Source organism: Psychrobacter sp. UBA6766 (genome assembly GCF_002453355.1).
Taxonomy (GTDB): Bacteria; Pseudomonadota; Gammaproteobacteria; order Pseudomonadales; family Moraxellaceae; genus Psychrobacter.
On record NZ_DKGQ01000035.1, the window covers coordinates 1 to 26,502 of the forward strand.

Sequence of the window (26,502 nt, forward strand, 5' to 3'; positions counted from 1 at the left end):
CGCTCGCGATATCGATAAACGAGGTGAGGTTTTTGTCGATCGTTGACATGGGAAGCTCCTTGCTAAAGCGTCTAATAAATTACGTTATAGTTAACTACTTACGTATAATGTAATTTATAGCTGGGCAGATTGCAAGGTTTTTTATAGCGCGTTTTTTAGAAAACCACAGGCATAAAAAAAGGCTGAGCAATGACTCAGCCTTTTTACTAACATGCTTTTCTATTCATTTACGCTAAATAGTTAGTCTTTTAAAACGTCAGCCATCGCATTGGCAACATAATCGATATTGCTGCTATTTAAGCCCGCCACACACATACGCGAGTTAGATACCATATAAATACTGAACTCGCTTTGCAGGCGTTCGACTTGCTCAGGCGTCAGACCCGTAAAGCTAAACATGCCGTTTTGCTCGGTCAAGTAATCGAAGTTACGATCTGGAATTTTTGCTTCCAATACCGATTTGAGCTTTAAGCGCATGTCTTTGATACGGTCGCGCATCGCATAAACTTCGCCTACCCATTGCTCATGTAGTGCTTCGTCGTTCATGACGATATCGACGACATGGCCACCATGTGATGGTGGGCTTGAGTAGATACGACGTACTGTAGCGTTTAGCTGACCAAAGACGCGCTCAGCTTCGTCAGCGGTTGGACAAACGACAGAGAGACCCCCGACACGCTCGCCATAAAGTGATAAGTTTTTAGAAAATGAGTTACTCACAAATACGGGTAGACCCATTTCGACTGCTTTACGGATAGCGTAAGCATCGCTGTCCATATCTTCACCAAAGCCTTGATAAGCGATGTCCATAAATGGAATCAATTCACGTTTTTGAATGACGCCTAGTGCAGTGTCCCACTGCTCACGAGTCAAATCCATTCCTGTTGGGTTATGGCAGCAAGGATGCAATAAGACGACATCGTTTTTGTTCAAGGTTTCAAAAAAAGCAATCATTTCATCAAACTTGATGCTACTGGTTGCCTTGTCGTAGTACGGATATTTATCGACTTCAACGTCAGAGCCTTCAAAAATAGCAATGTGGTTGCCCCACGTAGGATCGCTGACATAACACTTAGATTGCGGGAACCATTCATGGATAAATTCTGCGCCTACTTTTAGCGCACCAGAACCGCCGATGGTCGCGATGGTCGCAACCAAACCATCTTGTAAGATTTGAGCGTCTTTACCAAACAGTAAGTCCTGACAGCCTTTACGGTGTCCTGGCAAGCCGGCCATTGGCAAGTAAGGACGAGGAGAGATTGGGTCGGCTATACGCTCTTCAGCCGTTTTGACACACTCAAGGACGGGGAATTTGCCGTCCTCATCATAATAAACGCCCACACCCAAATTGACTTTATCTGGATTGGTGTCGGCGGCGAATTTGTCCATCAATCCTAAGATCGGGTCACCAGCATAATAATCGATACGTTCAAACATTTTTTTTCCTTACAAGGGATATGAGTTAAGGCGATAAAAAGCATAAACCAGTTTGGTGATTAACTCAACGTTAGATTCCGCTATCCTGATTAATTAACGCATTTTTTTGTTTATTGACAAATTATTGGGCAGATTTGAGCCTTTGCCAAACTTGTGCGATGACTGGATTGAAAGGGTTTAATCACGATTAAACACGCTGCAAATCATCAAAGTGGCTGGCAAAATAATCCTGCAAAAATTGCTTAAAGGCAATACTGGCGGGTGATAATGCCCGCGATGAGCGCTGATAAATGAAAAAGCGGCGCATTTTGACTGGTTGTGCCAAGGGGCGCATTTGTAGGCCATTGGCGCTTACCCAATCTATCACCTCTGGCATATAAGGCAAGCACAAGGTAATGCCAAAACCTTGGCGCGTCATCTCAAGGGCGGTCGACATAAAGTTGACTTTATAACGCGCCTGCTGAATATGGCTTGCGATACCCTCGTCAAGCTCGGCGGTTACTTGTTCCAAAAACGGCCCTTGCAACGTAATAAGCGGCGTGTCTACCAAGTCCTGCCATACGATTTCTGATTTTTGCGCCAGCATATGACTATCAGGCACTACCACACAAAATGGTAGCTGATATAACAAATCGGCGCTGATGTCATCCTCATTTTCCATAAAGCCACGCTCGGTACCGACGCCCAAATCCACCTCGATATTTTGAATGTGTTCCAAAACATTTTCGGCCGAGCAATCAAGTAAAGACACGCTAATGTGAGGGTATTCTTTAGCAAATTGCGCAATGACCGCTGGCATGGAGGAGGCGGCAAATTGCGAAACGGCAAGCCTGACCTGACCTTGCGCTAAGCTTGTCAAACTACCGGCTTCGTTTTCGAATAGCTGCATCTCATTTAAAATACGTCGCGCTTGCGGCAATAAATGATGCCCGACGACGGATAACGACAGCTGGCGCGTGGTGCGGTCAAATAACACGATACCGAGGCTGGATTCTAATTCTTTAATCAAACCACTGACGGCAGATTGGGTCAAATGCATCTGCTCGCTGGCACGGGTAAAACTGCCATTGTCAGCCACACTGATAAAAGCGGTCAATTGGCGAATACTGATATTCATAAGTAAACCTGATAAATAAATCAAAAAATACGATTAGTCTTATAAATAAAGCTATTCTAATATAAATCACTCGCTAATAAGTATGTTTGATGAAAACTATTTTTTGCTGATTTTTAGCGATTTATACCACCAATTGAAATTAAGGATGATGACAATGTCAAAGTTAAAGGCAGATTTATTTGATAACCCAATGGGCCTACAAGGTTTTGATTTCGTTGAGTTTGTCTCACCTGAACCTGAGCTTGTCGAAGAGTTATTCCGTAACCTTGGCTTTACCCATATCGCCAATCACCGCTCAAAAGATGTGGCCTTGTTTCGCCAAGGAGATATCAACCTTATTTTAAACCGTGAGCCAAAAAGTCATGGTAGCTATTTTTTAGGTGAGCATGGCGCGGGCGCTTGTAGCATGGGCTTTCGAGTAGAAAACGCTCAGAAAGCGTACGACCTCGCTATCAAAAACGGTGCAGAGCCAGTAGAGGTGCCAACAGGCGTTATGGAGCTGCGCCTGCCAGCGATTAAAGGTATTGGCGGCTCACTTATTTATCTGATTGACCGCTTTACCGATGGCAACTCTATTTATGACATTGATTTTGAATACCTACCAAGCGTCGATAAGCATCCAAAAGGCTTTGGCTTTAAGGTTATCGACCATCTAACGCATAATGTCTACCGTGGTCGTATGGCTTATTGGGCAGACTTCTATGAGCGTATCTTTAACTTCCGCGAAATCCGTTATTTTGATATCACAGGTGAATACACTGGCCTAACCAGTAAAGCCATGACCGCGCCTGATGGCAAAATCCGTATTCCATTGAACGAAGAATCAAAGCAGGGCGGCGGCCAGATCGAAGAATACTTAATGCAATTTAATGGCGAAGGTATTCAGCATATTGCGCTATTGAGTGATGATTTATTGTCTAGCATCGACAAATTAAGAGACATGGGAATTCCGCTGATGACAGCGCCAAATGATACTTATTACGAGATGCTTGATGAGCGCCTACCAAACCATGGCGAGAATGTCTCTGAGTTACAGATGCGTGGTATCTTGTTGGACGGCACAACTGAGGGTGATACGCCACGATTATTACTTCAGATTTTCTCAGAAACTATCTTAGGCAGCCCTGTATTCTTCGAGTTTATCCAACGTAAGGGCGATTACGAAGAAGGCTTTGGTGAAGGTAACTTTAAGGCCCTGTTTGAGTCAATCGAGCGTGACCAAGTCCGTCGCGGCGCGATTGGTCAGTCAGAGACTGAAACGCCATAGTTTTTGACCAATCGTTTCTAGTCGAGATTTACCTTTAAGAAACGGTAGTTAATAAAACGATAAATGGGCAGGGCAAAAGGGATTTGTCTTGTCCTTAATAAGCAAAGTACTGTTTAAGATAGTCGCTCCGCAATACTTAGGATTCACTAACGAAAGTAAATGTACTCACGGTAATAAAAGGAATACAGGCATGGAACGCCTACAAACTAACAATTCTATCCATAAAGTCGTTAATGCCAAGAGCGTTACTTCTCAAGCTCTCAGCGATGATGGTTCTAGTCACGCCGATTCAGCTCATAAAAAGCAGCCTTATGTCTCGCATCAGCCAGATAGTCACGGTCATATTCACTACAGTGCCGATGAAAATGCTATGTGGCAGGCGCTGCTTGAACGTCAAGCCAAGCAAATACCCAACCGTGCCTGCTCGGCGTATCTAGAAGGTTTAGAAAAGCTGAACCTGCCATCGACGCATATTCCGCAACTACAGGACATTGACGAGGTATTGCAAGCCACGACTGGCTGGCAAACTGCTGCCGTTCCTGCGCTTATCAGCTTTGGTAAGTTTTTTAAACTCTTGGCAAATAAGCGCTTTCCGGTGGCGACCTTTATTCGCCGCTTTGAAGATATGGATTATATCGAAGAGCCTGATATTTTTCATGAAATCGTTGGACATTGTCCGCTCTTAACCCATCCTGCCTTTGCGGCTTTTAATGAGACATATGGCAAGCTCGGGCTTGATGCCAGTAAAGAAGAAAGGTGGTTTTTGGCACGGCTTTATTGGTTTACCATCGAGTTTGGCTTGGTTGGTAGTCGCCCTGACAATCGCCGTATTTATGGCGGCGGTATCTTAAGCTCGCCTTCTGAAACGGTTTATGCGCTTAATGGTAGCGATACATTGCACCAATCCAAACATCAGCAGCAGCCCCAAAATCAGCCAGAACACCGCGCATTTGATTTACTTGATGTATTGCGTACCCCATATCGCATTGATCATATTCAGCCGATTTATTATGTCATTGTTGATTTAGATACGTTGTTTGATATCGTCAATAGCGATATTATGGGCGCGGTCAAACAAGCGATGGCACTTGGATTGTTTGAGCCGACTTATGCGCTAAAAAATTCCTAGTAATTAAAAACCCCCTTGCAGTATTAAAATAACGATGTTGTAAAAAATGATGCTATGAAAATAGCGTCAACACGGACGTCGCTGTATTAAAAAAATAATAGTTAATTTAAAAGGACATTATAATGACGACATTATCACAAGCCAGCTGTGAAGCCTGCCGTATCGGTGCACCGACCGTCGACGACACAGAAGCACGCGAGCTATTAAAACAAATTCCTGATTGGTCACTCATCGAAGTCGATGGCATTCAGCAATTACAGCGTCAGTATAAATTCAAAAATTTTGTCACAGCAATGGCATTTGCCAACGAGCTTGCAGACATCGCGGAAGCAGAAGGGCATCATCCTGGTATTTTGGTAGAGTGGGGCAAAGTCACGGTCAATTGGTGGTCGCATAGTATTAAAGGTCTGCATCGCAATGATTTTATCATGGCAGCCAAGACCGATAACCTACTGGATAAGTGATGAGACTGGCAATAATCATTGCAACTCTTTAAACTTCTCCCACCCAAAACCAACCCCAACGCCAGAATATATATAATGGCAACATAAGGATGTGTTATGCCTCCACAAGTACTTACCGAGCTGTCTCCTAAAGTAGCGTTTATCATTGCTAGCGTTGTCATTGCGATTATGGGTGTCACCATGATCGGCTTTGGCTGGGTGCCGCATCTGTCGTTGATGCTTGCTATCGTTGTTCTATTAGGCCTTGGCATGTATAAAGGTCTAAGCTTTGAAAAGATGCAGGGGCAGATGTCTTCAGGCGTTGTCAGTGGTATCGGTGCTATTTACTTACTGTTTTTTATTGGTTTGCTGGTCGCAGCGCTTATGATGTCAGGCGCTATTCCTACCATTATGTATTATGGTTTTGATCTTATCTCGCCGCAGTATTATTATATTTCCGCTTTTGTTTTGACCTCAATTATTGGGGTGGCTTTAGGAAGTAGCTTGACCACCGCCGCGACGCTTGGCGTGGCCTTTATTGGTATGAGTAATGCGTTTGATGCCAACGTTGCTATTGCGGCAGGTGCCATCGTTTCAGGCGCCTTTTTTGCCGATAAAATGTCGCCTTTGTCAGATACTTGTACGCTTGCTTCTTCTGTCGTCGGTATTGACTTGTTCGAGCATATTCGAAATATGATGTATACCACGGTACCGGCGTGGCTCATTACGGCTGGGCTGTTTTGGTATTTCTCCGGGCAGACAGGAACCGGCGATTTGGGTCAAGTAACCTTGTTGCAATCGCAGTTGGTTGATAGCGGCTTAGTTCATGGTTATGCCGTGCTGCCATTTGTCGTGTTGGTGGTGTTGGCGTTATGCCGAGTAAATGCCATCTATACCATCATTTGTACGATTGCGACCGCTTTAGTAATTACTTATTTGCACAGTAGTCCAAGCATTGAGCAATTAGGCGGTTATATGTTCGCGGGTTATACGCCTGCTGAAAACTTAGAGCTAGGCGAAGTGGCGGGTATGATTTCACGCGGTGGCATGCAAAGTATGTTCTTTACCCAAACCATCGTCATTTTGGCGTTAAGTCTGGGCGGTTTATTGCGTGCTTTGGGAATTTTGCCAGCGTTATTATTAGGTATTCGAAATATGCTGACAAGCTCAGGTCGTGCCATCTTTGCCGCAGCGATGGCAGCCCTAAGCATTAACGTGCTTATCGGTGAGCAGTATTTGAGTATTTTATTATCAGGAACTGCGTTTCGCCCGACCTTTGAGCGTTTAAACTTACACCCAAAAAATCTATCGCGTACCATTGAAGATGCGGGCACGGTAATTAATCCATTGGTACCGTGGAGCGTGTGCGGGGTGTTTATCAGCCAAGCGTTAGGTGTGTCTGTGCTTGAATATCTGCCTTATGCCTTCTTCTGTTATTTATCGCTACTATTAACGATCCTGTTTGGCTTCACGGGAGTGACAATCAGTTGTAAAGACGGCTCTAGTATTCGTAAGCGCTATAAGACACAAGTAGCGAGTTAAGAAATATGGCGGAATGTAGAGTCGATTTAATGTAAAAAGCACGCTATCCCTGTAGAGGGTATCTATTCTTTACAGGGATTTTTTAACAGTAAGCTCATCATCTGGTTCAAAAAATCAGCAACATGCCTATGCAGATTCTCTCGGTAGGCCCAGTGATGCTTGACTTCATAACCTGCTTCATCGGACAGGAGTATTTTCATCAGTCCCATCTCTTCATAACGTTTTGCCAGATCATTGGGCAGGTAGCCGACGTGATGACCTGCCAAAATCAGTTGTGCAGTTGCTTCCATATGATACGTGGTGGCGCTCAAAGTCTTTGGGCGAACATGATTGATGCTGAGGTCAGTGATATAGCCTCGTTTTATCCATGGAAAATTTTGTTCCAAATCCTCTAGGTTTAAACCTTCTGATTTATCAAATAACGGGTGCTCACGACCGCAGCAGACGACTTGTTTTTCGATAAATGCTGGCTGGAACGTCAATAAGGGTGGAAAACTACCAAAATATCCCACGCCAATGTCGCTTTCATTACTCAAAAGCTTATCTAACATGCTCTCGGGGCTTTGTACATCAATAGAAAAATGGATAAGCGGGTTGTTGCGATAGCTTGCTGCCAGACACTGCTGTAAAACATCATAAAAAAAGGTTGGCATCTGGTCGATTAAACACAGTCGAATATGACCGCCATGAACCGAATCTAATTGGCGAATATAGTGCAATTGATGTTGGAAACTGGCCACCGCTTCGGTAAAGCTTAAACACGCCTCATAAACCGCTGCGCCATCCTCTGTGAGTTTAAAACCAGCGCGGCCGCGATGACATAAAGTCATACCCAAGCGATCTTCTAAGTGCGTTAGATGACCGCTGATGACAGAGGGCGTAACATTTAAGCGAGACTGAGCTGCTGTCACGCCCTGACACTCTACAATGGCCATAAAGCTACGTAAGGTTTTGATGTCTATTTTTATCAGTTCATCTAGCATCTAAAATCATACTCCAATACTTATGTTATCCATACTTATGTTATCCATTTTTTTAATATGAGACATTATCCTAAAACGCTATAAAACTTCTGATAATAACGAATAAATCAAGATTACTACGAAAAGCCAGAAGTTTACTTCTAAATTTTACCATGGTCTGTCTTCTGATATTTAGGTATTGTCGAAGCATCTAACAAATTATCTATTGTGACAAATGTAAACAAGGATGTGATTTATGAAATTCAATCAACCATTAAGCGGCAATGATATGCCAAGATTTGGCGGCTTTGCTTCTATGATGCGCCTACCAACTCAAGCGGATGCTGAGGGTTTAGATGTGGCTTTTGTTGGCGTGCCTTTAGATATTGGCGCGTCAAACCGCAGCGGTGCCAGATTGGGACCACGCCAGATTCGCGATGAGTCACGTATGATTCGACCTTATAATGTCGCTACCCGCGCCGCACCTTTTGAATCCTTACAAGTTGCCGATATTGGCGACGTGCCCATCAATACTTTTAACCTGCAAAAAAGCGTTGATATCATCGAAAAATTCTATACCGATAACATCGTTAACCATGGTGCTATTCCTTTGACCTTGGGCGGCGACCATACCATTGCGTTGCCTATTTTACGAGCGCTCGCCAAAAAACATGGCCCTGTTGGCATGGTACATATCGATGCGCATGCCGATATCAATGACGAGATGTTTGGTGAAAAAATCGCTCATGGTACCCCGTTTCGCCGTGCTGTCGAAGAAAACTTAATCGATGGTAATCGGGTGGTACAAATTGGTTTACGCGGTACGGGTTATAGCGCTGAAGAGTTTGATTGGTCAACCCAGCAAGGCTTTCGCGTGGTTCCGGCGGAGGAATGCTGGTATAAGTCGCTCACCCCACTCATGGCAGAAGTACGCGAAAAATTGGGTAATGGTCCTGTCTATTTAAGTTTCGATATTGATGGTATTGACCCTGCGTTTGCGCCTGGAACAGGTACCGCTGAAATCGGCGGCTTAACCTCAACGCAAGGTATCGAGATTATCCGCGGCATGCGTGGTCTTGATGTAGTCGGTGGTGATTTGGTTGAAGTGTCACCGCCATACGACCCGTTTGGTAATACTTCTGTATTAGCAGCAAACTTATTGTTTGAGATGCTATGTATTTTGCCAGGTGTGCGCTATGACGAAAAAGTTTCAGCAGACTACTAAGCGTACCGCGTTATATTGATAGTAACTAATCTTTATACTTTACGTAAAGGTTGGGCCTAAATACATACTCGATAATTACTTAAATACTAATTACTTAAATATTCAGCGAACTTTTTTAGGATGATTGACTCATGACGCAATCTATACAAGCCACTTCTTCCGCGCCGCCAACGCCGTCTTTGACTTGCGGTGAGCTGTTGGTTCAGTGGTTAGAATATTATGGGGTTGAGACCGTATTTGGTATCCCAGGCGTGCACACAGTTGAGCTGTATCGTGGTCTGCCCAATACTGATATTCGCCATGTGACGCCGCGTCACGAGCAAGGCGCTGGCTTTATGGCTGATGGTTATTATCGCGCTTCTGGCAAAGTCGGGGTTTGTTTTATTATCACAGGTCCTGGTATGACCAATATTATGACGGCGATGGCACAAGCATTGGCAGATTCTATTCCGATGCTGGTCATCTCTAGTGTCAATAAAGTCAAAGACACAGGCAGCGGTGAAGGGCATTTGCATGAATTGCACGACCAGCAAGGAATGGTCAGTCAAGTGGCGCTCACCAGTAAAACCATCTGGCAGCCTGAATCGTTACCTAAAGTCATCGCTGAAGCCTTTGCGTTATTTAGTGGCGCCCGTCCTGGGCCAGTGCATATTCAGCTACCCATCGATGTGATTACCGCCGATGCCAGTCATGTCGCTAGGCCTCCCAAAGTTAATAATACGTTAAATCATCAGGCTGATGCTGGTTTAACGCAACCTCAGATCATGAGACCATTGCCAAATCCTGCACAACTAGATTTGATTGTTGAAACCTTAAAATTGGCAAAAAATCCCGTCATACTTTACGGCGGCGGCTGCGTTGACGTTGATCATGATGCACAAAAACTGTCTGAGCTGATCGATGCGCCGACGTTTTTGACCATCAATGCTAAAGGTTTATTGCCACCTGCTCATCCATTGAGTTTGGGCAGTAATCAATCATTAGAGATAGGTCGCGCGATAATTAGCGAAGCCGATTTGGTATTGGCAATTGGTACTGAGCTTGGTGAGACTGACTATGATGTATTTTTTAATAGTGAGTTCCAAATCAATGGCACACTAATTCGTATTGACTGCGATGCCCAGCAATTGCAGCGTCCTTTTATTGCCGACATTGCCGTATTGTCCGACGCGCAAAGAGCAGTTAGTGGTCTTTGTTCGCGTTTAGAAAATAACGCGCTCGATCATCAAGCAGCCGCACGAGTAGCCGAAGCAAAACAAGCAATTATAGCAGCGATGACGTCAGACTTTGCTGGTCAAAATGCGCTACTGCAATTGATTCGAGATGAGGTGAAAGATGTCATCTTCGTTGGTGATTCAACGCAGCCCGTTTATAGCGGTAACCTTGGTTTTGAAGCATTGGCGACCCGCCGATGGTTTAACTCATCGACAGGATTTGGCACTTTAGGTTATGGTTTACCAGCTGCGATTGGCGCCATGATTGGCTCAAATGTGCCTGTGGTTAGCCTTATCGGTGATGGCGGCATTCAATTTACCATTGCAGAACTCATTTGCGCCGCCGAGCTTGAGTTGCCATTGATTGTTTTGTTATGGAATAACCAAGGCTACGGTGAGATTCGTCGCTATATGGAAGAGGGCGGATTGCCACTGATTGGGGTCAATATTAAGACACCAAATTTTGAGCCACTAGCAGCAGGGTTTGGCGCAGGCTATCGTAGAATTACCGACAAACAGCAGCTGCTGGACGCCTTGCAAACAGATATCAAAGGCAAGCAGCCGATTATTTATGAAGTCGATGAAGCGGATGATTTTCTGACTGAAATAGGCCGGACATTTACCTGCTTTAGTTAACACGATAACCAAGCATTATGCATAAAAACAACGAGTAAAAATGCATCCGGCCAATTCGCTCAGCCCAAGGATAGGTCAGACAGCGAAAGGAAAAATTGGCGATCGTCGCCCATCAAGGAGAGATTAAATGACGAATTATATTGATAAAACGCAGCAGCCGATTTTAGGGAATAGTGCTGGCGTGTCAGACACACCGCAAGGAGAGCAGTGGCGAGCGTCAATGTGGAAGTTTATCTTGTTTTCAGCGCTCGGTATGGCGCTATTTATTATTCCGTTTCAGTGGGATGGCAAAGTCACTATTTTATTGGGCGTATTAACAGATACGTTGCAAGCCGCGCTTGGGGGATTTGTCGTTTATGTGGCATTAGCGATAGTCACGGCCTCCTTTGTAGGGGGGCTAGCAGTAAAAGTATTTAAGCCAAGTCTGCATGAAGATTCTATGTGGGCAAAGCTGTTTGATATCGATTGGCTTTGGTTGGGCGCGCGTTTTTTAGGCGCGCTATTCGTCTGGATGATTTATCTACAAATTGGTCCTGAGTTTATTATCAATCGCAATACGGGCGGCGTGATTTTTGAAGATTTGATACCGATTTTGATTCCGCTGTTCTTCTTTGCCATTTTATCGCTACCGTTTCTTACGGATTTTGGCTTGATGGAGTTTTTGGGTACGTTATCTAGCAAGGTTTTTATAAAATTGTTTAAATTGCCTGGGCGCTCTGCGGTCGATGCTATGTCTTCTTGGTTTGGCGCGGCGTCTATCGGATTGCTGGTGACGATGCAAGAATACGATAAAAGCTACTATAGCCAGCGTGAAGCCGCCATCATTGCAACCACTTTTTCGGTGACTTCCATCGCTTTTACCTATGTCATTGCCAAAACCATTGGCGTGGACAATAACTTCGTTTATTTTTATCTGACCGTGGCTTTAACAGGATTTATCGCCGCCATCATCATGCCGCGAATACCGCCGTTGTCCTTAAAGCCTGATACTTATCATTCTGGTAAGAGTATGCTTGATGAAGAGATTCCTACTCAATACACGACATATCAGTGGGCCGTCAATCGCGCAATTACTCGTGCGCACTCGATGCCGAGTCTCGGTAGTGTATTCAAACATAGCTTCAAAAATCTGCTTGATATCTATTTTGGCTTGATTCCAGTGATTTTTGCTATTGGCGTCATTGGTCTTGGATTGGCGGAATACACACCAGTATTTGATTGGTTGTCTGCACCATTAGTACCTGTGCTCGAGCTGTTAAAAGTTCCAGAGGCTGCCGAAGCGGCGCCGGCGATGATTATGGGCTTTGCCGATATGTATTTGCCTGCTTTGGTTGGTAAAAGTATCGAGAGTGAAATGACACGCTTTATCGTTGGAGCCGCCTCCATTACCCAGATTATCTATATGTCTGAAGTCGGCGCACTGATATTGAAATCAAACATCAAGCTTAATGTGCTAGAGCTATTTATCATTTTTATTCTGCGCACGCTGATCAGTTTGGTGATCATTACTTCAGTAGCTCATTTGCTGTATTAGTCGTGATTTTAATATCAGTAAAGCAGCTAAAATTTACTATAGCGAATTTAATTTAAAACAGATACAGTGCGACTGGGATGAATTTTTCGTAGCCTCTGTGATAACAGCAAACAAGAAAAATTTATACCAGTTGCCCATAACTATTAACGTAACGATTTTATCTTGAACTCACTATACGTCTAGCGTAAAGACTATTTTGTTAAACAATATAAGGCCATTAATCATCATGGAAATGACGAATGCTAGAACCTTGACGAGAGGAACTGCCCACCAGACCATGCAAAATGAAGTAAGGTTAAATGCGGCCTATATAAATGGTGATTGGGTAAATGTCGAAGCGTCTTCGACTGATACGGATACGGCGAGCGATTTTGCCTTATATGACCCAAATTTAGGGGAAGTAATTGCAACAACTCGTCTTTGTAACAGTGCGCATGTAGAAACAGCTGCCAATGCCGCGGCGCAGGCTTATCCTTCGTGGTCACAAACCAGCGTCGATGAGCGGGCGCGTTATTTACAGGCGCTTGCTGATGAGATGGCGCAGCAATTTGACAAGTTGGTTGGCTTATCTGTGTTAAATAACGGCAAGCCGATTGAAGAGGCGAAAATAGACGTAAGCGACGCCATTGCTTGTTATCGCTATTATGCCAATCTGATCAAAGCGCAGGCGACTTGGACTAAGGTATCTACAAGCGAATCGGGCATACGCTTATTAAAAACCTATGCGCCCGTTGGTATTTGCGCGCTGATTGTTCCGTGGAATTTTCCCATGGTCACCACCGCTTGGAAACTAGCGCCTGCACTCGCCGCAGGCTGTACCGTGCTATTAAAACCGTCTGAGGTGACATTATTGCCAGAATTGATGCTGGGCAATATCTTGTCTGCTATCGAGATGCCAAAAGGAGTGGTCAATATTTTACCGGGGGCGGCCGAAGTAGGAACCGCCATGACGAGTCATCCGAAGATTGATAAAGTTTCTTTTACGGGTAGCAACGCCGTTGGCGAAAAAGTGATGATTCAAGCCGCTAAAGGCATTAAGGATATCAGTCTAGAGCTGGGCGGTAAATCAGCTATCGTCGTTTGTGCAGACGCCGATATCGATTATGCTTGTGATTTAATTATCGGTGGTATATTTACCAATGCTGGGCAAATTTGTTCGGCGACCTCAAGGCTGCTTGTCCAGCAAGATATTGCGCAGGCTTTATTTGAAAAATTGAAAATAAAAGCAGAAGCGCTGCAAATAGGGGATGGTTTCGATACTAATACCCAGATGGGACCGCTGAGCAGCGCGCAGCAACTCACGCAAGTCAAAAAATATATCGATATCGCTGCCGGCGAAAACCTCAACTGTCTAACGGGTGGCGAGATAGTAAAGCGCCAAGGGTATTTTGCAACGCCAACCATTTATACAGATGTACCAGTGACCAGCCGATTATGGACAGAAGAAATATTTGGACCCGTATTAGTGAGTAAGACGTTTGCAGACCATGCACAGGCGATTGAATTAGCAGATGACAGCAAGTATGCATTGGCTGCGACCATTGTCAGTGCGGATGAGAAAGCAGCGTTAGAGATAGCGCTACAAATCAAAGCGGGTCATATTTGGATTAATGAGCAACAAATTGTACTGCCTGAGGCGGGTTGGGGCGGATTTAAGCAAAGTGGTATCGGTCGCGAGTTGGGTAGCGACGGCTTGTCCGCGTATCAGAAAAGCAAGCATGTTTTGTTGACAGACTGATACTTAGACTAAGAAGAAAACTTAAATTAAGAAGAGAAAAAGCCTCCAATTAAGGAGGCTTTTTTAGGCTAGAAATGATGTTATGAAAATTAAATAAGCGAAGTGCGATTACTAATAATTTACCGTAACGGATACTATATCAGAGTAACTATCTGGTTTCACATCAGTCTTCGGAACGGTTACATACACCGTATGCGAGTTAGGGACTCCTCTTCCTATGCCGGCGACTCCATTTCCTACATCGTTGGCAGTAGCAGTATTTCCCCACGGCTGTCCATTAGAACCAGAGCGCAATTGGTAGGGGATTGTGTCTGAATTACCGCCAGAGCCCTTCATAATGCCTGCACCTTCCGAGTTACCGTTAGAGGGAGATAAGCCAATGTTGTAATGCATATCCGTCGGGCAAGTAACATTGATTGCATTATGACTGCCAGTAATATTGGGTGTACCTGCTGAGTAACTGCCTAAATTGATATCAGAAGTAGCATTAATAAAACAACCGGAAGTGACGGTCGCTTCTACGACAAAAGGGAGTCCAGCGGTTCCCCGATCTATTTTTGAGCAATCAGCTGAAAATGGCTCGGTGCTGGTAACTACCGTTAGTGCGGTGTGGTTACCACTGAAATCACTACTATATTTTCCTTGTGCCGCCTTAGAATTACCGTTTCCTGAGCGAAGAGAAATACGGATGGGAGCACTACCCGAAAAGCTAGAATGTTCAGCGATCATGATAGGATCTGGTTGATATTCTTTGCCATTTAAAAGGCGATCCCCCCAAGTTTCACCACTTAGCAATGTCATGTTAAATGCCAGCTTGGAATCATTAGGCCCAGACATATAACGTGGGTTAAGAATATCACTGTTGTGGCCGCCACCATCAGCTCCAAGGCAGACGGACACATATCCCGCCGTATCGCCTGAGTTGGTGCAGCTGTAACTCAAGGTTCCCGAAATACTGGCGCTGTCTGCGTTCTCAGGGGTGATGTTGCCAAGGTTAACAGAGCCGTTATTCATGTTCGCTGAACAAGAAATATTGGGAGCCGCTTGCGCTGTTCCTAAGCTCCAAAATACAAGAAGAATAAACACCAATAGGTAGTGCTGCCGAAATATTTGCAAGTTAAGTAAAGTCATTATGGGAGTTCCTATTGACAGACAAGCGGGCCGATGAGTGGAATCTCATCACCTTGTTTAGAATAATCAAAGCTCACTGTACAAATGTCATCTGAGGGGGTGGTGACCTCCAGTGTATTGTATTCATCAAGGGTGTCTAAGTACACCTCACCATCAAAGCCAACCACAGTCGATGGTACCTCTTTATTGGTGACTTGGCGAACCTGACTGCCAAGGGGCAGCGGCTGATTGTCGCTATTAGTTAAGATAATAGATGCTGAACGAACGGGCGTGATGTCAAAATTAACCAGCGTGCCGGCGCGGTCGGTAGGGGTCACATCAAGGCTGACTTTGTTGATACGTAAATCAGCGGGAAGCTCTAAGGGGTTGATGCCAACTTTATTATTCTGATAGGCGTTTAGCGGTGATATCAATAGCAAACCGCGGCTATTGGTGGTTCCTATCAGATTGTTTTGTAGCAAAACGGGCACATCAGCAACGCCACTTGTAGATACGACAGCAAAGCCATTGTTGATTTGGCGAGCAGCAAACAGCCCGCCCCCCATCTTAACCAGCGCCCCTGTTGCGCTGACGTAGCTAGAATAACGACTGTCGCTGGCAATGATTCCTGCCTGCGCCTGACCATAGCGCCCAAGGTAATTAACCTCAGCAAGACCGCTGGTACTGTTACTTCTATTCTCGCTGCCATCTTTATTTTCACTGCCATCTAGGCTTTGCCGAGCTTGCGCTCGCCAGCCAATGCCGCCACCACTTGGCGCTGATCGTGACACATCCGTTGCAAAAAAGGTCGTATCATCGGTATGCTGGATACTGCTGTTCAGCGAGATATTGCGATCCAGCGACATAGAGGCGCTCAGAAAAACACTGTTATTATCAGAGTTACTAAAATCGTGATTGTAGTTGGCACTCACATTTAACCGGCGACCAAAGGACTTTGACCAATACGCACTGGCGAACCGCTCAGGCTCTTTTTCTGCTTGTGTGACCTGATTATAACTGACTCCAAATCGACCAAAATCCTGCGTACTATAACCGGTTGAGATCCGCTCACTATGCCGTGCAAGTGTAGAGCCGTATTGTGATCCCACATCGCGGTAGTTATCGCTTGCACCTGTCGTACCCAAACCAATATTAAAGCGGCTGTTATTCCATGAGTAATCAGCGCTGTATTGTGTGCCAATCTCATCGTCACTTTTACTTGCTGCCAATGAAGCAAATAAAATACCGCCTGCATCGCCAAGAATCCATGTGCCGCCAACGCCCGCGTTGGTCAGACCTTCTGTCAGCTCGGCATGAGTTTCCGCGCTAAAACGGTTACTGACCCCATGACGCCAAGTACCACTTGCCACAAGCTTATCACCATAATCAAAAGAGCGGTTGCCATAATTTTGGCGAACCAATCCAAGCTCAAGCGACCAATCAGACAGTCCCGGCTGTAATAACCGATGGGCATCGTATAAAGAAAAATTTAGCGTGGTGCTTTGACCTAAGGCATCGGTCACCACCAGTTGCGCCTTTCCTGCGCCACTAAAGCTTGGGGCGGTATTAAGCTCAAAAGGCCCTGCAGGGACCTCTCCGCTGTACTGTTTAAGACCGTTGACATAAAGCTCAACCGCTGAGGGCAATGTGGCTGAACCAAAAAAAGTGGGTAGCGGCGTGGTGGAGCGATAAGGCTGCAAATCAAAATTGGTCCCAATTTGTAGACCGCCCAAACGCGTTGAACGCGTCCATGATAGCGCACCTGTGAGAATATCGCCTGCCCGAACCGTCATCAGCTTATCCGGAAATGATTGGCTCCAGCTGGTATCTAATCGTACGGTACGGCTATCCCAGTCGCCGCTACGACTATCACTATCGGCAGAACGATTGGCAGTAGTCAGCGCGGTGGAACTGAGCACGCCAAGCTTGTTAAACGTACGCAGTTCGGTATAAGCGCTCAGGCTTTTAGCGCTATTTTGCGTTTGAGTACCATAAAGGTTGTAATTTAACAATATGCCGGGCGACGCGGTCGGTATCGGACGCTTATTGGTCCGTGTATTAAGAATAGTAGGGTCGATATTGAGTAAAGACAAAGGAGCGATAAGGCTCAGGGTTTGCTGCCGCGCGTTATAATCAATCTTAAGATCGGGCAGGCTTTTGAGTAATATGGGTTCGGAGCTATCAGAAGCAATTATAAAACCCAGCTGTTGCAAGATAGCAGGACTTGCCCAAAGCTCATCGTCACGAAAATAAAAGTGCACCAAGTCCTTATGAGCGCCATTGAGTGTGACGTCTAAATACAGATCTAAGCCCGCGTCATCAACGTTAAGAGTATCGTGCTCTAGGTTGAGCTGGGAGAAGGCCGCATCTTCAATATTTTCAGAAGCGGTCTCTGTAGGAACAATAGTTGCGGGAGTTACTTCATTGAGTTCTACCGCGTGGCTGATAGAGACCGCCACGCATGGTAGAAAGACGGCTTTAGCGAGTAGACGCGTCCATAGTGACGTTCGGGGTCGTCTGAGTGCCATTCATCATAACCTTGAATGTTCCCCCAGCCGTGAGCGCGGAGGGTGGTACTTTCAGTGTCCAGTTCATGGTAGCTCCGGGCAATACATAACCCAATAGCCCCGGATTGATATCCGTACTATTGCCCGACTTATCAGTAAAGCTCAGCCCAGCCAACTGAGCATGACCATTACCGCTATTACTAACGCGAAGCTTTAGCTCATTACCATTTGGTTGTAACTGGGCGTGCCACTGCAATTGTGGACTGGTTTTAGTTACCCCAACCGGCTGAACAAATACCGGAAGCGAGTAGCTGAGCGCAAACTGTAATCCTGTCTTTTGATCCGCCGACTTGATCGGTAGCTCATTGACCATCACCCGATAAGCGGCCTCAACCGCGCCTGCGCCTTGCGGCGGCGCTTTGGCTCGGATGATTCGGATCAGCTGTTTGTCATTGGGATTAAGCTGAATCATCGGTGGACTGGCAAGCAGTGAGCGCGATGGGGTCAGCTTGTCGCCTGACGCATCCTGTGACCACTCAAACACGCGAACTTGCGCCTGAACCTTATCGTTACCGGAATTACTCAGAGTGAGACCACTGGCGTTCTCGCGCGCCTGCAGGCTTAAGGAGATAGGAGAGACCTGAAGTCCGCTTGCCATTACCGCAGATGAGCTAAGCGAAATCGCGCCTGCTAACAGCGCGCGATTTGCTAAACTTAGAGGACGTAATTGAAAATTAATCATAAGGATTAATAAGCTACGGAAACATTAATAGTATCAGAATAAGTATCAGGTTTAACATCGGCGGTATCAGTTACTGTCGCGTAGATGGTAGTGTCGATAGCGGTAGCATAATTTTTTGCTGCTGCAAGGGTAACAGCATTGTCACCGCTACCCCACACAGTACCAGCTGCTGAACCAGAAGTGAGCCTATATTTAACTTCTTGTTTGCTTACTCCTCCTGTCATAACTCCTGTACCATCAATGCTTGCTGATGACGGTGTTAGACTGATTACTGGAACAGCGCCTTCAGAGCAGTTCAAAGTAAGCGTGGCTGTTTTCGTTGCCTCTTCAGATGCAAGACCTGCTTTAACGGCATCTAAAGTGATATCGCCGGCAGTTTTAATGTTACAAACAGATTGAACTTCAACACTAACTTGAAATTCACCAGTAACAGGGTTCTCTGCAGCATTCGCAGTCATAGCAGCGAATCCACCAAGAATAAGCAAAGTTGCAGTTAATAAAGATTTTTGGATGTTCATAATAACTCTCCAGTGAGTATAAATGTCTTAGTATGTCTGTGAAACATAGCAAAATATCAAATTAAAGATGGGCTTATATCTTGCTAAATGGTAGAAATCACGTTTGTGCAAAAGCTTCAGTCTACGGTCATGTGTTAATAACCTGTGACTAGACTATCTATTTCTTTACGGAATTTTAACCCTTTATCGGAAATATCGACCTTCTGTCTTATTTGTTTGTTTATTGTAATATACCTTTTATGTAATTGCACGCTAAATAATTGATTAATATCAAATATTTGTAAATTAGTAAAATTTCAATTAAATGATTATTTACGGAAATATTGTTTATTGTTACAGCAACTATGTTGATATAATTTTATGTTTAAAAAAATCTACGGCACAGGAATGATGCTGATATCTTGCGTATGACATAAAGATTGAAATGATAGCGTAGGAAGGATTAGCAGATATAAAGTAAATAGGCGGCAATATAAATAGCTGAAATATAGTGGTGTTTACAGACTGGCTAAGACTTGGCAGAGTGGGATTTAGAATCTGTAGTTATGTGTAGGATAAAAGCCACAGCTTTAATAGTGTGGCTAGAAATTGATGAGGAATCTTTTTTAGTAATAAATATTATTACTATAGCGTGTTGGTTGTCCTTGCCGTGACTTACCGTTTCATTTTGGCAAGCCAACTTTTATAAATAAAGCTTACTAGCGCGATCCAATTAGCATAGAGAGCCGCACCAAACCGCGAGAATGGAATGTCTACATCATTGACGCTTCTATCATTAAATAGGCATCCTGTAGCCATAGAATTCATGATCTTCATTATAACCACCTTGACCTGAGCCGAGGTCAGAGAAGTCATGAACGAATTCAATGGCAGTAATCCACTTGACCATTTTAAAACCAAGCTCGTTTTCACAGCGTAGTCGCAGCGGCGCGCCATGAAGAACGCTGAGTGGCTCGTCATTCATATCGAGGGCTAGGATAGTCAGTTCGTGCTTCATATTCTCCATTTTATGGCAATCGTAGTAAATTCCGCCTTCAGCCCCCTCAGCGAGAGAATAGAAGACAGCGTAACGCGCCTCCGGCGTCGGACGAACCAAATCGAGAATATGGCGCGTCGGCACTCCAGTCCATTTAGCGACACCGCTCCAACCCTGAATACAGAAATGGGTGGTAATCTGCTCCTGCTGCGGCATCGCCCGTAACTCAGCCAGTGAGAATTCGGCTGGCATTTCAACCAATCCGTCAATGCGCAACCGATAGTCGGCGAAGTCATTTGCCAGAAGATCTTCAAACTCTTTTGAGTCAGGCATTGTACCGTTGGGCCATAAGAAGGGCGAAATGTCTTTTTCAGTCAATTCACTTTTTGGATCGAGCCTCTCCATCCAGCCTTTGAGCGGACCGATCATGAAGGCGCCGATTTTCTGAACCAGTCTCGCATGACGAATGGTAAAAGGTGTCGCGGCGGCCCACAATATGCCTGTTAAGATGATAAGCGGGACGAACACCATAAAGCCGCTCCACGAATCATCATTGACGCCAGCCCACATCATATTCAGATTGTCCCGTGCTCCCGTGATGAATACTAATGTCACGTGCGCTAGAATGAAAAACAGAAACCACCAAAGTGCTAAAAAGTGAATTGAGCGCGCTCGTTGGCGATTAAAGACTCGCCCGAACCAACCAAGATGGTTTGACAATGCAGGGCTTTGCATGAATCCAGTAAACACCGAAATGGGCGCTACCACGAAGACGGTGATGAAGTAGGTGAGCTGCTGCAAGCTATTATATTTGGTCCAGCTTCTATCCGTTGGAAAGTCGAGCGATAAATACTGCACGGCGATCGATACCGCGTTTGGAAAAACCTCCCACGTCGTTGGAACAACCCTCTGCCACTGACCGGTGTAAAATAGTAGACCGTAAACCACAATACCGTTTAGCAACCAGAGTGTATTGACCGAAAAGTGCCACCAACGCGCCAGTCCGACTGAATGGCGAACACCAGGGAGACCAAGCCAGCCTGGAATAGTCACTGAGTCATCTTTGGATGTCCAGATACGTCCTTTTGGTACTGATTTTTGAAAGCGAAACCATTCGGTACCGGGCGTGCTGTCGCGGTGCCAGTAGAGTCTTGGATGATCAGCCAAAATTTGAATACCAGACCGAATAATAAACACCATAAACAGTAGGTTTAGAAAGTGGCCGATGCGCATCCAAAGTGGAAACTCCGTTTCTAAGTCCACCGCAGAGGCAGGCGCACCTGGATAATTTTGGATAAACATCTGAACGCTTGGTAGTTCACGAAGCCATTGAGCGGTTGCTATGCCAGCAACCAATAGCACAAATATGATTGGTAGCGCCCAAAGAACACTGTACCACTTCTTGTTAAAGCGGATTAGCGGTATGATTCCATTTTGCGGCGGTGTCCAATCGTTCAGGAGTAGCTGGTCATTGCCAGGAGCAATTTTTGTTTCAAGTGGATCACGAATCGAAGGGGCGTCATGTTTATTGACAGCAGTATGAGCGTTTTGATTAGTCTTATTCATGAGACATCCATGTTTACAGATTAAAATCGTTTAGGTGGTATTAATGAGAGTTATATTATTTCGTTATATAGACACTTATGGGAGTAATCATCCCACCTCAGCGTTTAGCCCCATTATAGAATGATATAAAAAAGGAGTTGAAGAGATTCGAAAAGTCCTTTCTTATAAATCACTTTACTCTCAGTAATGATTAGTAGCCAGTAATGATTGCTAGCGTGCCTCTATCTATCTTATATAACATAAAAAACTGGCTATGTCAGGGCCATGGACGAATGCTCAATACGACTTACTTATCCTAATTTCTTATAAAGACCAATAAACACACGTCAACCACCATTGCTTTGATCACTTCTATTTTCAAATTTTCTATCTATCTCTACAATTAAAACCATTCAATGTGATACGAGGAAAGTTGGACGGTACAGAGCGGAGAGTTACAAAGATGAGCGAGGATGAAATTACTGTTAGCTGGTATCTGGGCTTATGCGCTTCCATGACTGACACCCCATGCACATTTAAAAATCGGTGTACATAGTAATGTACTTTAGATGCATGGCTTAGGATAGATAAAGCAGGACAGTATAGAACATCAGATACAACAAAGCCCCTGATATCAGGGGCTTGGGCGGCTCTATAGCATAGTATAGAACTAAGTATTGGTACCAGTGGTCGGACTCGAACCGACACGCTTTTAAAGGCAACGGATTTTGAATCCGTCATGTCTACCAATTCCATCACACTGGCATGTTAGGGGATAAAGTCTTTACTGCTAGACAATATCGAATTGGGCTACAGGGTTAACTCTGTATAGGCTGCGTATTATAGCAGCCTAAATGTAGCCGTCAAGAATTATTTATTATATTTGCGATAAAAAGTCATTTTTAACCAACGAAGGCACGTTCAACGGCATAATCTGCTTGAACACCCATACGCGGAGAAACAGTAAGACCAAAGTCATCTAAAATCGCCGACACTTCAGCGTTAAACGGCATGCTTCCACAAATCATGACACGGTCATCGTCTTTGTTCATTGGCGGCAGACCAATATCTTCAAAGAACTTGCCAGATTTCATCAAGTCAGTGATGCGACCGGTATTTCTAAACTCTTCGCGCGTGACGGTAGGGTAGTAAATGAATTTTTTACGGAACTCTTCACCAAAGATTTCATCATTTGGCAGCCCTTCTTCGAACATCTCACGATAAGCCAAATCTTTGACCTGTCGCACACCATGTACCAAGATAATTTTGTCAAAACGCTCATAGACTTCAGGATCACGTGACAATGCCAAAAATGGCGCAAGCCCTGTACCCGTTGACAGCATATATAAATGTTTGCCCGGTAATAAGTCGTCCAGAACTAAGGTACCTGTTGGTTTTTTACTGACCAATAACTCATCGCCAACTTTGATATGCTGCAAGCGCGAGGTTAGGGGACCATCTTGGACTTTAATAGAGAAAAATTCTAAATGCTCCTCATAGTTGGGGCTGGCAATCGAGTAAGCGCGCAATAGCGGTCTACCATCGACAACGATACCAATCATCGCAAACTCGCCATTACGGAAGCGTAAGCCATCGTCACGCGTGGTTTTGATGCTAAATAGAGAGTCATTCCAATGATGAACCTCAGTGACCGTTTCGGTGCGGAGTTTTGACATAAAGCCCTCGTTAGTAAGTGGTAATGTGTAGTCGCCAATTAAAATATTTTTGGGATAAAAACATTAATGGATTTCACGTTATACAAAATTTATAAAATAAAGCGTTTGTTCAGGCAGTCAAGCAAATGTCACTAGCAAAAACCATTATTTTAACATTATTATCAGGTTTTTTAAGGCGTCAGATTCTATCAAAAAACGGCTCTGCTTATAACCGTAAATGTTGACGCCGTACTTTATGAATGCAGGTTTGTGAGTACTGCTATATGAATGCAAGCCATTCTCAATAAATTTCTCGCTCATCATAACAAACTTTAAAATAAAAATCCGCCTAGCCGTCCGTCTCTACCATGATAAAATGGAATATCGTTAGCGAATAATTTTCTATCATTGGTGCGTGCCATTATTATCAGCCATTTATTTTTTGGGATTTGAATTATGACTTGCCAGACTACGGCGCCTTTAAGCCAGCATTTTTCGCCCATTATTGGATATCATCGGTCCCCGCTGTCGCAAAAATTTGGCGCACCAAGACAGCCGAATTTGGTAGCTATTACCAGTGTGATCGAAATGCTGGCACCTTATGATACGCCGGCGGCCTTTATCGGACTGGAAGATTTTAGCCATATTTGGATCAGTTGGCAGTTTCATCATAACTATTTATATAAAGACAGTTTATATAAAGACAATCAACCCAATAAAAACAATAAATCCGCTAGCAATTTTCGCTCGCAAGTGCGGCCGCCGCGTTTGGGTGGTAATCAAAAAATAGGCGTATTTGCCAGTCGCAGTATGTATCGACCATCCGCGCTAGGGTTGTCTGTGGTCAAACTAAAGCGCATTGAGAGTGTCGAGGGAAGGGTGTTACTTATCATTAGCGGTGCTGATATGATAGATGGGACGCCAATCATCGATATCAAGCCCTACGTAGCTTACAGTGACGCGCTGCCTGAAGCACAAAGCGGTTTTGCGCCCACTGCGCCGCACTTGTTGGATGTGACGATTACTGAGTTGGCTTATGCGCAGTTTGAGCAAATCATTAACAATCAGCGCTCTATTAATGATATAAATCAAAATGGTAAAGGTGGAAAGCTTGCTATAAAAGAAGTGATTAACAAGACACAAAAACAATTACTAATGACTGATCTTGATACAATTAAAGCCTTGATAGCCCAAGACCCGCGTCCAGCTTATCGACGTTCAGAGACGCATACATCATTTGTCATGCGCTATAAATCTGTTGATGTTAGTTTTCAGTTATTGGAATCAGAACAGCTACAGATAACAAATATCGTCACAATATAATTAAAGTAAATATCAAAGTTAAAGTAAACATAACCGCCGACCAAATGCTCTAAACCGTAGAAGAATACAACTATAGAAGAATAAAACTATGCCTGCTCAAAAGTACTCGATAGTGATTGATTTACGTTGGTGCCTAGACGAATTGTTGGCAGATAGGGTAATTGATCAACGCGGCTATAATCTCGTTATTACCAGTCGTCGCAACAAGGCTCAGCATCCGTTAATAACGATTAGTGAGTTTGGACTGCCAAATGGTCACGCACTTGATAGCAGTTCTGAAAATAAGTTAACGCTGGCATGGCTCAATCAATGGCTGGCTGCCAAAGCAGATATGCCGCTGGTGCGTATCGACCCGTTAAAGGTCAATGTTCCGGCGGTGACGCAGCTGATGTCCTTTGAGTATGCCCGCTCACAGCACATTTTACCGATTGAAGTAACGCTTGATGAAGTGGTCATCGGTACCGATCAGCCACTTTATACCGATTGGCATAGCAATATTGAAAAACTCATTAAGTCAAAAAGCTATCGTACCGTCTTTATCAATCCTGAACAAATCAATCGCTATCGCCAAGAGTTTTATCAAGTCACGCAAGCGATTGCAGGGGCAAATTCCTTACATAAGCGTGCAGCGGCGGACGTCACCAATGTCGAAGCTTTATTACAACTTGGCGATAACACCAATCCCGATGCCAATGACCAACATATTGTTAAAGTGGTCGATTGGCTATTGCAGTATGCCTTTGAGCAGCGCGCGAGCGACATTCATCTAGAGCCGCGCCGCGAAACAGGCAAGGTGCGCTTTCGCATTGATGGGGTATTGCATAGCGTGTATGAGATGCCACTTGCGATTATCGTAGCGGTGACTGCGCGTATTAAAATTTTGGGACGCCTAAATGTGGCAGAAAAGCGCAAGCCGCAAGATGGACGTTTAAAAACGCGAACGCCAAAAGGCTTAGAGACGGAGCTACGTTTATCCACAATGCCGACTGCCTTTGGTGAAAAGCTAGTGATGCGAGTATTTGATCCAGAAGTGTTGGTGCGCTCGTTTGCCCAGCTTGGTCTGTCGGGTAAGCAGTTAGAAACTTGGCATGAACTGACCGCGCATCCAAATGGCATTATCTTGGTGACAGGACCGACTGGTTCTGGTAAAACCACCACTTTATATAGTACGCTCAAACAGCTCGCTACCGAACAGGTCAATGTCTGTACCATTGAAGACCCAATTGAAATGATTGAGCCTGCCTTTAATCAAATGCAGGTCAATCCGGGTGTTGATTTGCATTTCGCCGACGGTATTCGCTCGTTGATGCGACAAGATCCAGACATTATTATGGTTGGTGAGATTCGTGATGCTGAAACGGCAAATATGGCAGTGCAAGCGTCTTTAACAGGGCATTTGGTGCTCTCAACTTTGCATACCAATGATGCGCCAAGCTCAATTACCCGTCTGCACGATTTGGGTATTCAGCCTTTTTTAACCTCAGCGACTATATTGGGCGTGATGGCACAGCGACTCTTACGGACATTATGCCCGCATTGCAAGCAAGCCGTTGATGTGAGCGCAGATAGTGAGATTGCTATCCAATGGCAAGAATTGGTGCAACCTTGGCGAGCGCCAGTTCCTGCACAAGTTTATAAAGCGCAGGGCTGTGAGCACTGCCGTCATACGGGTTATCAAGGTCGCGTTGGGCTATACGAGATTATGCCATTATCAAATGAGCTAAAAAAACTGGTCGCCGCCGATGCCAATTTGGACACGCTTAAGCAGCAAGCCTACCGCGAAGGCGTTCAGCCGCTAAGATTATCTGGAGCAAAGCGCATTAGCGAAGGGGTGACGACCATAGAAGAAGTCATGCGCGTGGTGCCGTTACATTAAAAATGG

The 26,502-nt window shown here is 44.8% G+C and carries 19 protein-coding genes and 1 tRNA gene; 10 read left to right on the forward strand and 10 right to left on the reverse strand.

The window, feature by feature from the left end:
• Positions 1 to 240: 240 nt before the first annotated feature.
• Together B4K26_RS07315 and B4K26_RS07320 are read right to left on the reverse strand one after the other, a co-directional pair.
• Positions 241 to 1,437 carry an aromatic amino acid transaminase gene (locus tag B4K26_RS07315; RefSeq protein ID WP_296244515.1) on the reverse strand — a complete coding sequence of 399 codons (1,197 nt, stop codon included), beginning with the start codon at positions 1,435 to 1,437 and terminating at the stop codon, positions 241 to 243.
• A 187-nt stretch (positions 1,438 to 1,624) separates the two neighbouring features.
• Entirely contained in the window at positions 1,625 to 2,554 is a 930-nt protein-coding gene (locus B4K26_RS07320; protein WP_296244516.1) for a LysR family transcriptional regulator, read from the reverse strand.
• A gap of 154 nt (positions 2,555 to 2,708) precedes the next feature.
• On the opposite strand from B4K26_RS07320, the gene hppD reads away from it, so the two are divergent.
• From hppD to nhaC, 4 genes are all read left to right on the forward strand, one after another.
• Positions 2,709 to 3,821, forward strand: a complete 1,113-nt coding sequence (hppD, locus tag B4K26_RS07325) for a 4-hydroxyphenylpyruvate dioxygenase (RefSeq protein ID WP_296244517.1) — start codon at positions 2,709 to 2,711, stop codon at positions 3,819 to 3,821.
• 190 nt (positions 3,822 to 4,011) lie between these two features.
• Positions 4,012 to 4,950, forward strand: a complete 939-nt coding sequence (gene phhA / locus B4K26_RS07330) for a phenylalanine 4-monooxygenase (protein WP_296244518.1) — start codon at positions 4,012 to 4,014, stop codon at positions 4,948 to 4,950.
• A 122-nt stretch (positions 4,951 to 5,072) separates the two neighbouring features.
• Positions 5,073 to 5,414: a 4a-hydroxytetrahydrobiopterin dehydratase gene (locus B4K26_RS07335; protein ID WP_296244520.1), complete on the forward strand. Its 342-nt coding sequence runs from the start codon at positions 5,073 to 5,075 to the stop codon at positions 5,412 to 5,414.
• Positions 5,415 to 5,510: 96 nt separating this feature from the next.
• Positions 5,511 to 6,935 carry a Na+/H+ antiporter NhaC gene (gene nhaC / locus B4K26_RS07340; RefSeq protein WP_296244523.1) on the forward strand — a complete coding sequence of 475 codons (1,425 nt, stop codon included), beginning with the start codon at positions 5,511 to 5,513 and terminating at the stop codon, positions 6,933 to 6,935.
• Positions 6,936 to 6,997: 62 nt separating this feature from the next.
• Here the strand turns inward: nhaC and B4K26_RS07345 are convergent, their stop codons facing one another.
• Complete coding sequence (locus tag B4K26_RS07345) at positions 6,998 to 7,918, reverse strand: LysR family transcriptional regulator (protein ID WP_296244524.1); 921 nt, start codon at positions 7,916 to 7,918, stop codon at positions 6,998 to 7,000.
• Between the two features lie 235 nt (positions 7,919 to 8,153).
• On the opposite strand from B4K26_RS07345, the gene speB reads away from it, so the two are divergent.
• From speB to B4K26_RS07365, 4 genes are all read left to right on the forward strand, one after another.
• On the forward strand, positions 8,154 to 9,122 hold the full coding sequence (gene speB, locus B4K26_RS07350) for an agmatinase (RefSeq protein ID WP_296244525.1): 969 nt from the start codon (positions 8,154 to 8,156) through the stop codon (positions 9,120 to 9,122).
• Between the two features lie 131 nt (positions 9,123 to 9,253).
• The gene (locus tag B4K26_RS07355) at positions 9,254 to 10,972 is read left to right on the forward strand and encodes a 5-guanidino-2-oxopentanoate decarboxylase (protein ID WP_296244527.1); all 1,719 of its coding nucleotides are present in this window, start codon (positions 9,254 to 9,256) and stop codon (positions 10,970 to 10,972) included.
• 127 nt (positions 10,973 to 11,099) lie between these two features.
• Positions 11,100 to 12,506 (forward strand): YjiH family protein, encoded by a 1,407-nt coding sequence (locus B4K26_RS07360; RefSeq protein WP_296244529.1) that lies wholly within the window; start codon positions 11,100 to 11,102, stop codon positions 12,504 to 12,506.
• A gap of 226 nt (positions 12,507 to 12,732) precedes the next feature.
• The gene (locus B4K26_RS07365; protein WP_296244530.1) at positions 12,733 to 14,244 is read left to right on the forward strand and encodes an aldehyde dehydrogenase family protein; all 1,512 of its coding nucleotides are present in this window, start codon (positions 12,733 to 12,735) and stop codon (positions 14,242 to 14,244) included.
• Between the two features lie 111 nt (positions 14,245 to 14,355).
• Here B4K26_RS07365 and B4K26_RS07370 read toward each other — a convergent pair whose 3' ends face one another.
• From B4K26_RS07370 to B4K26_RS07400, 7 genes are all read right to left on the reverse strand, one after another.
• Entirely contained in the window at positions 14,356 to 15,375 is a 1,020-nt protein-coding gene (locus B4K26_RS07370) for a Csu type fimbrial protein (RefSeq protein WP_296244531.1), read from the reverse strand.
• Between the two features lie 11 nt (positions 15,376 to 15,386).
• Positions 15,387 to 17,882 carry a fimbria/pilus outer membrane usher protein gene (locus tag B4K26_RS07375; RefSeq protein ID WP_296244533.1) on the reverse strand — a complete coding sequence of 832 codons (2,496 nt, stop codon included), beginning with the start codon at positions 17,880 to 17,882 and terminating at the stop codon, positions 15,387 to 15,389.
• The gene (locus B4K26_RS07380; RefSeq protein WP_296244534.1) at positions 17,833 to 18,603 is read right to left on the reverse strand and encodes a fimbrial biogenesis chaperone; all 771 of its coding nucleotides are present in this window, start codon (positions 18,601 to 18,603) and stop codon (positions 17,833 to 17,835) included. Before B4K26_RS07380 ends, B4K26_RS07375 begins: the two co-directional genes overlap by 50 nt.
• Before the next feature lie 5 nt (positions 18,604 to 18,608).
• Entirely contained in the window at positions 18,609 to 19,121 is a 513-nt protein-coding gene (locus tag B4K26_RS07385) for a spore coat protein U domain-containing protein (protein ID WP_296244535.1), read from the reverse strand.
• A 775-nt stretch (positions 19,122 to 19,896) separates the two neighbouring features.
• Positions 19,897 to 21,663: a molybdopterin-dependent oxidoreductase gene (locus B4K26_RS07390; protein WP_296244536.1), complete on the reverse strand. Its 1,767-nt coding sequence runs from the start codon at positions 21,661 to 21,663 to the stop codon at positions 19,897 to 19,899.
• Positions 21,664 to 22,320: 657 nt separating this feature from the next.
• Positions 22,321 to 22,407, reverse strand: a tRNA-Leu gene (locus tag B4K26_RS07395).
• A 137-nt stretch (positions 22,408 to 22,544) separates the two neighbouring features.
• The gene (locus tag B4K26_RS07400; protein WP_296244537.1) at positions 22,545 to 23,318 is read right to left on the reverse strand and encodes a ferredoxin--NADP reductase; all 774 of its coding nucleotides are present in this window, start codon (positions 23,316 to 23,318) and stop codon (positions 22,545 to 22,547) included.
• A gap of 435 nt (positions 23,319 to 23,753) precedes the next feature.
• Here B4K26_RS07400 and tsaA point away from each other — a divergent pair, with 435 nt between their 5' ends.
• Positions 23,754 to 24,620 (forward strand): tRNA (N6-threonylcarbamoyladenosine(37)-N6)-methyltransferase TrmO, encoded by an 867-nt coding sequence (gene tsaA / locus B4K26_RS07405; protein ID WP_296244538.1) that lies wholly within the window; start codon positions 23,754 to 23,756, stop codon positions 24,618 to 24,620.
• Between the two features lie 88 nt (positions 24,621 to 24,708).
• Positions 24,709 to 26,496 carry a GspE/PulE family protein gene (locus tag B4K26_RS07410; RefSeq protein ID WP_296244539.1) on the forward strand — a complete coding sequence of 596 codons (1,788 nt, stop codon included), beginning with the start codon at positions 24,709 to 24,711 and terminating at the stop codon, positions 26,494 to 26,496.
• Positions 26,497 to 26,502 lie beyond the last annotated feature (6 nt).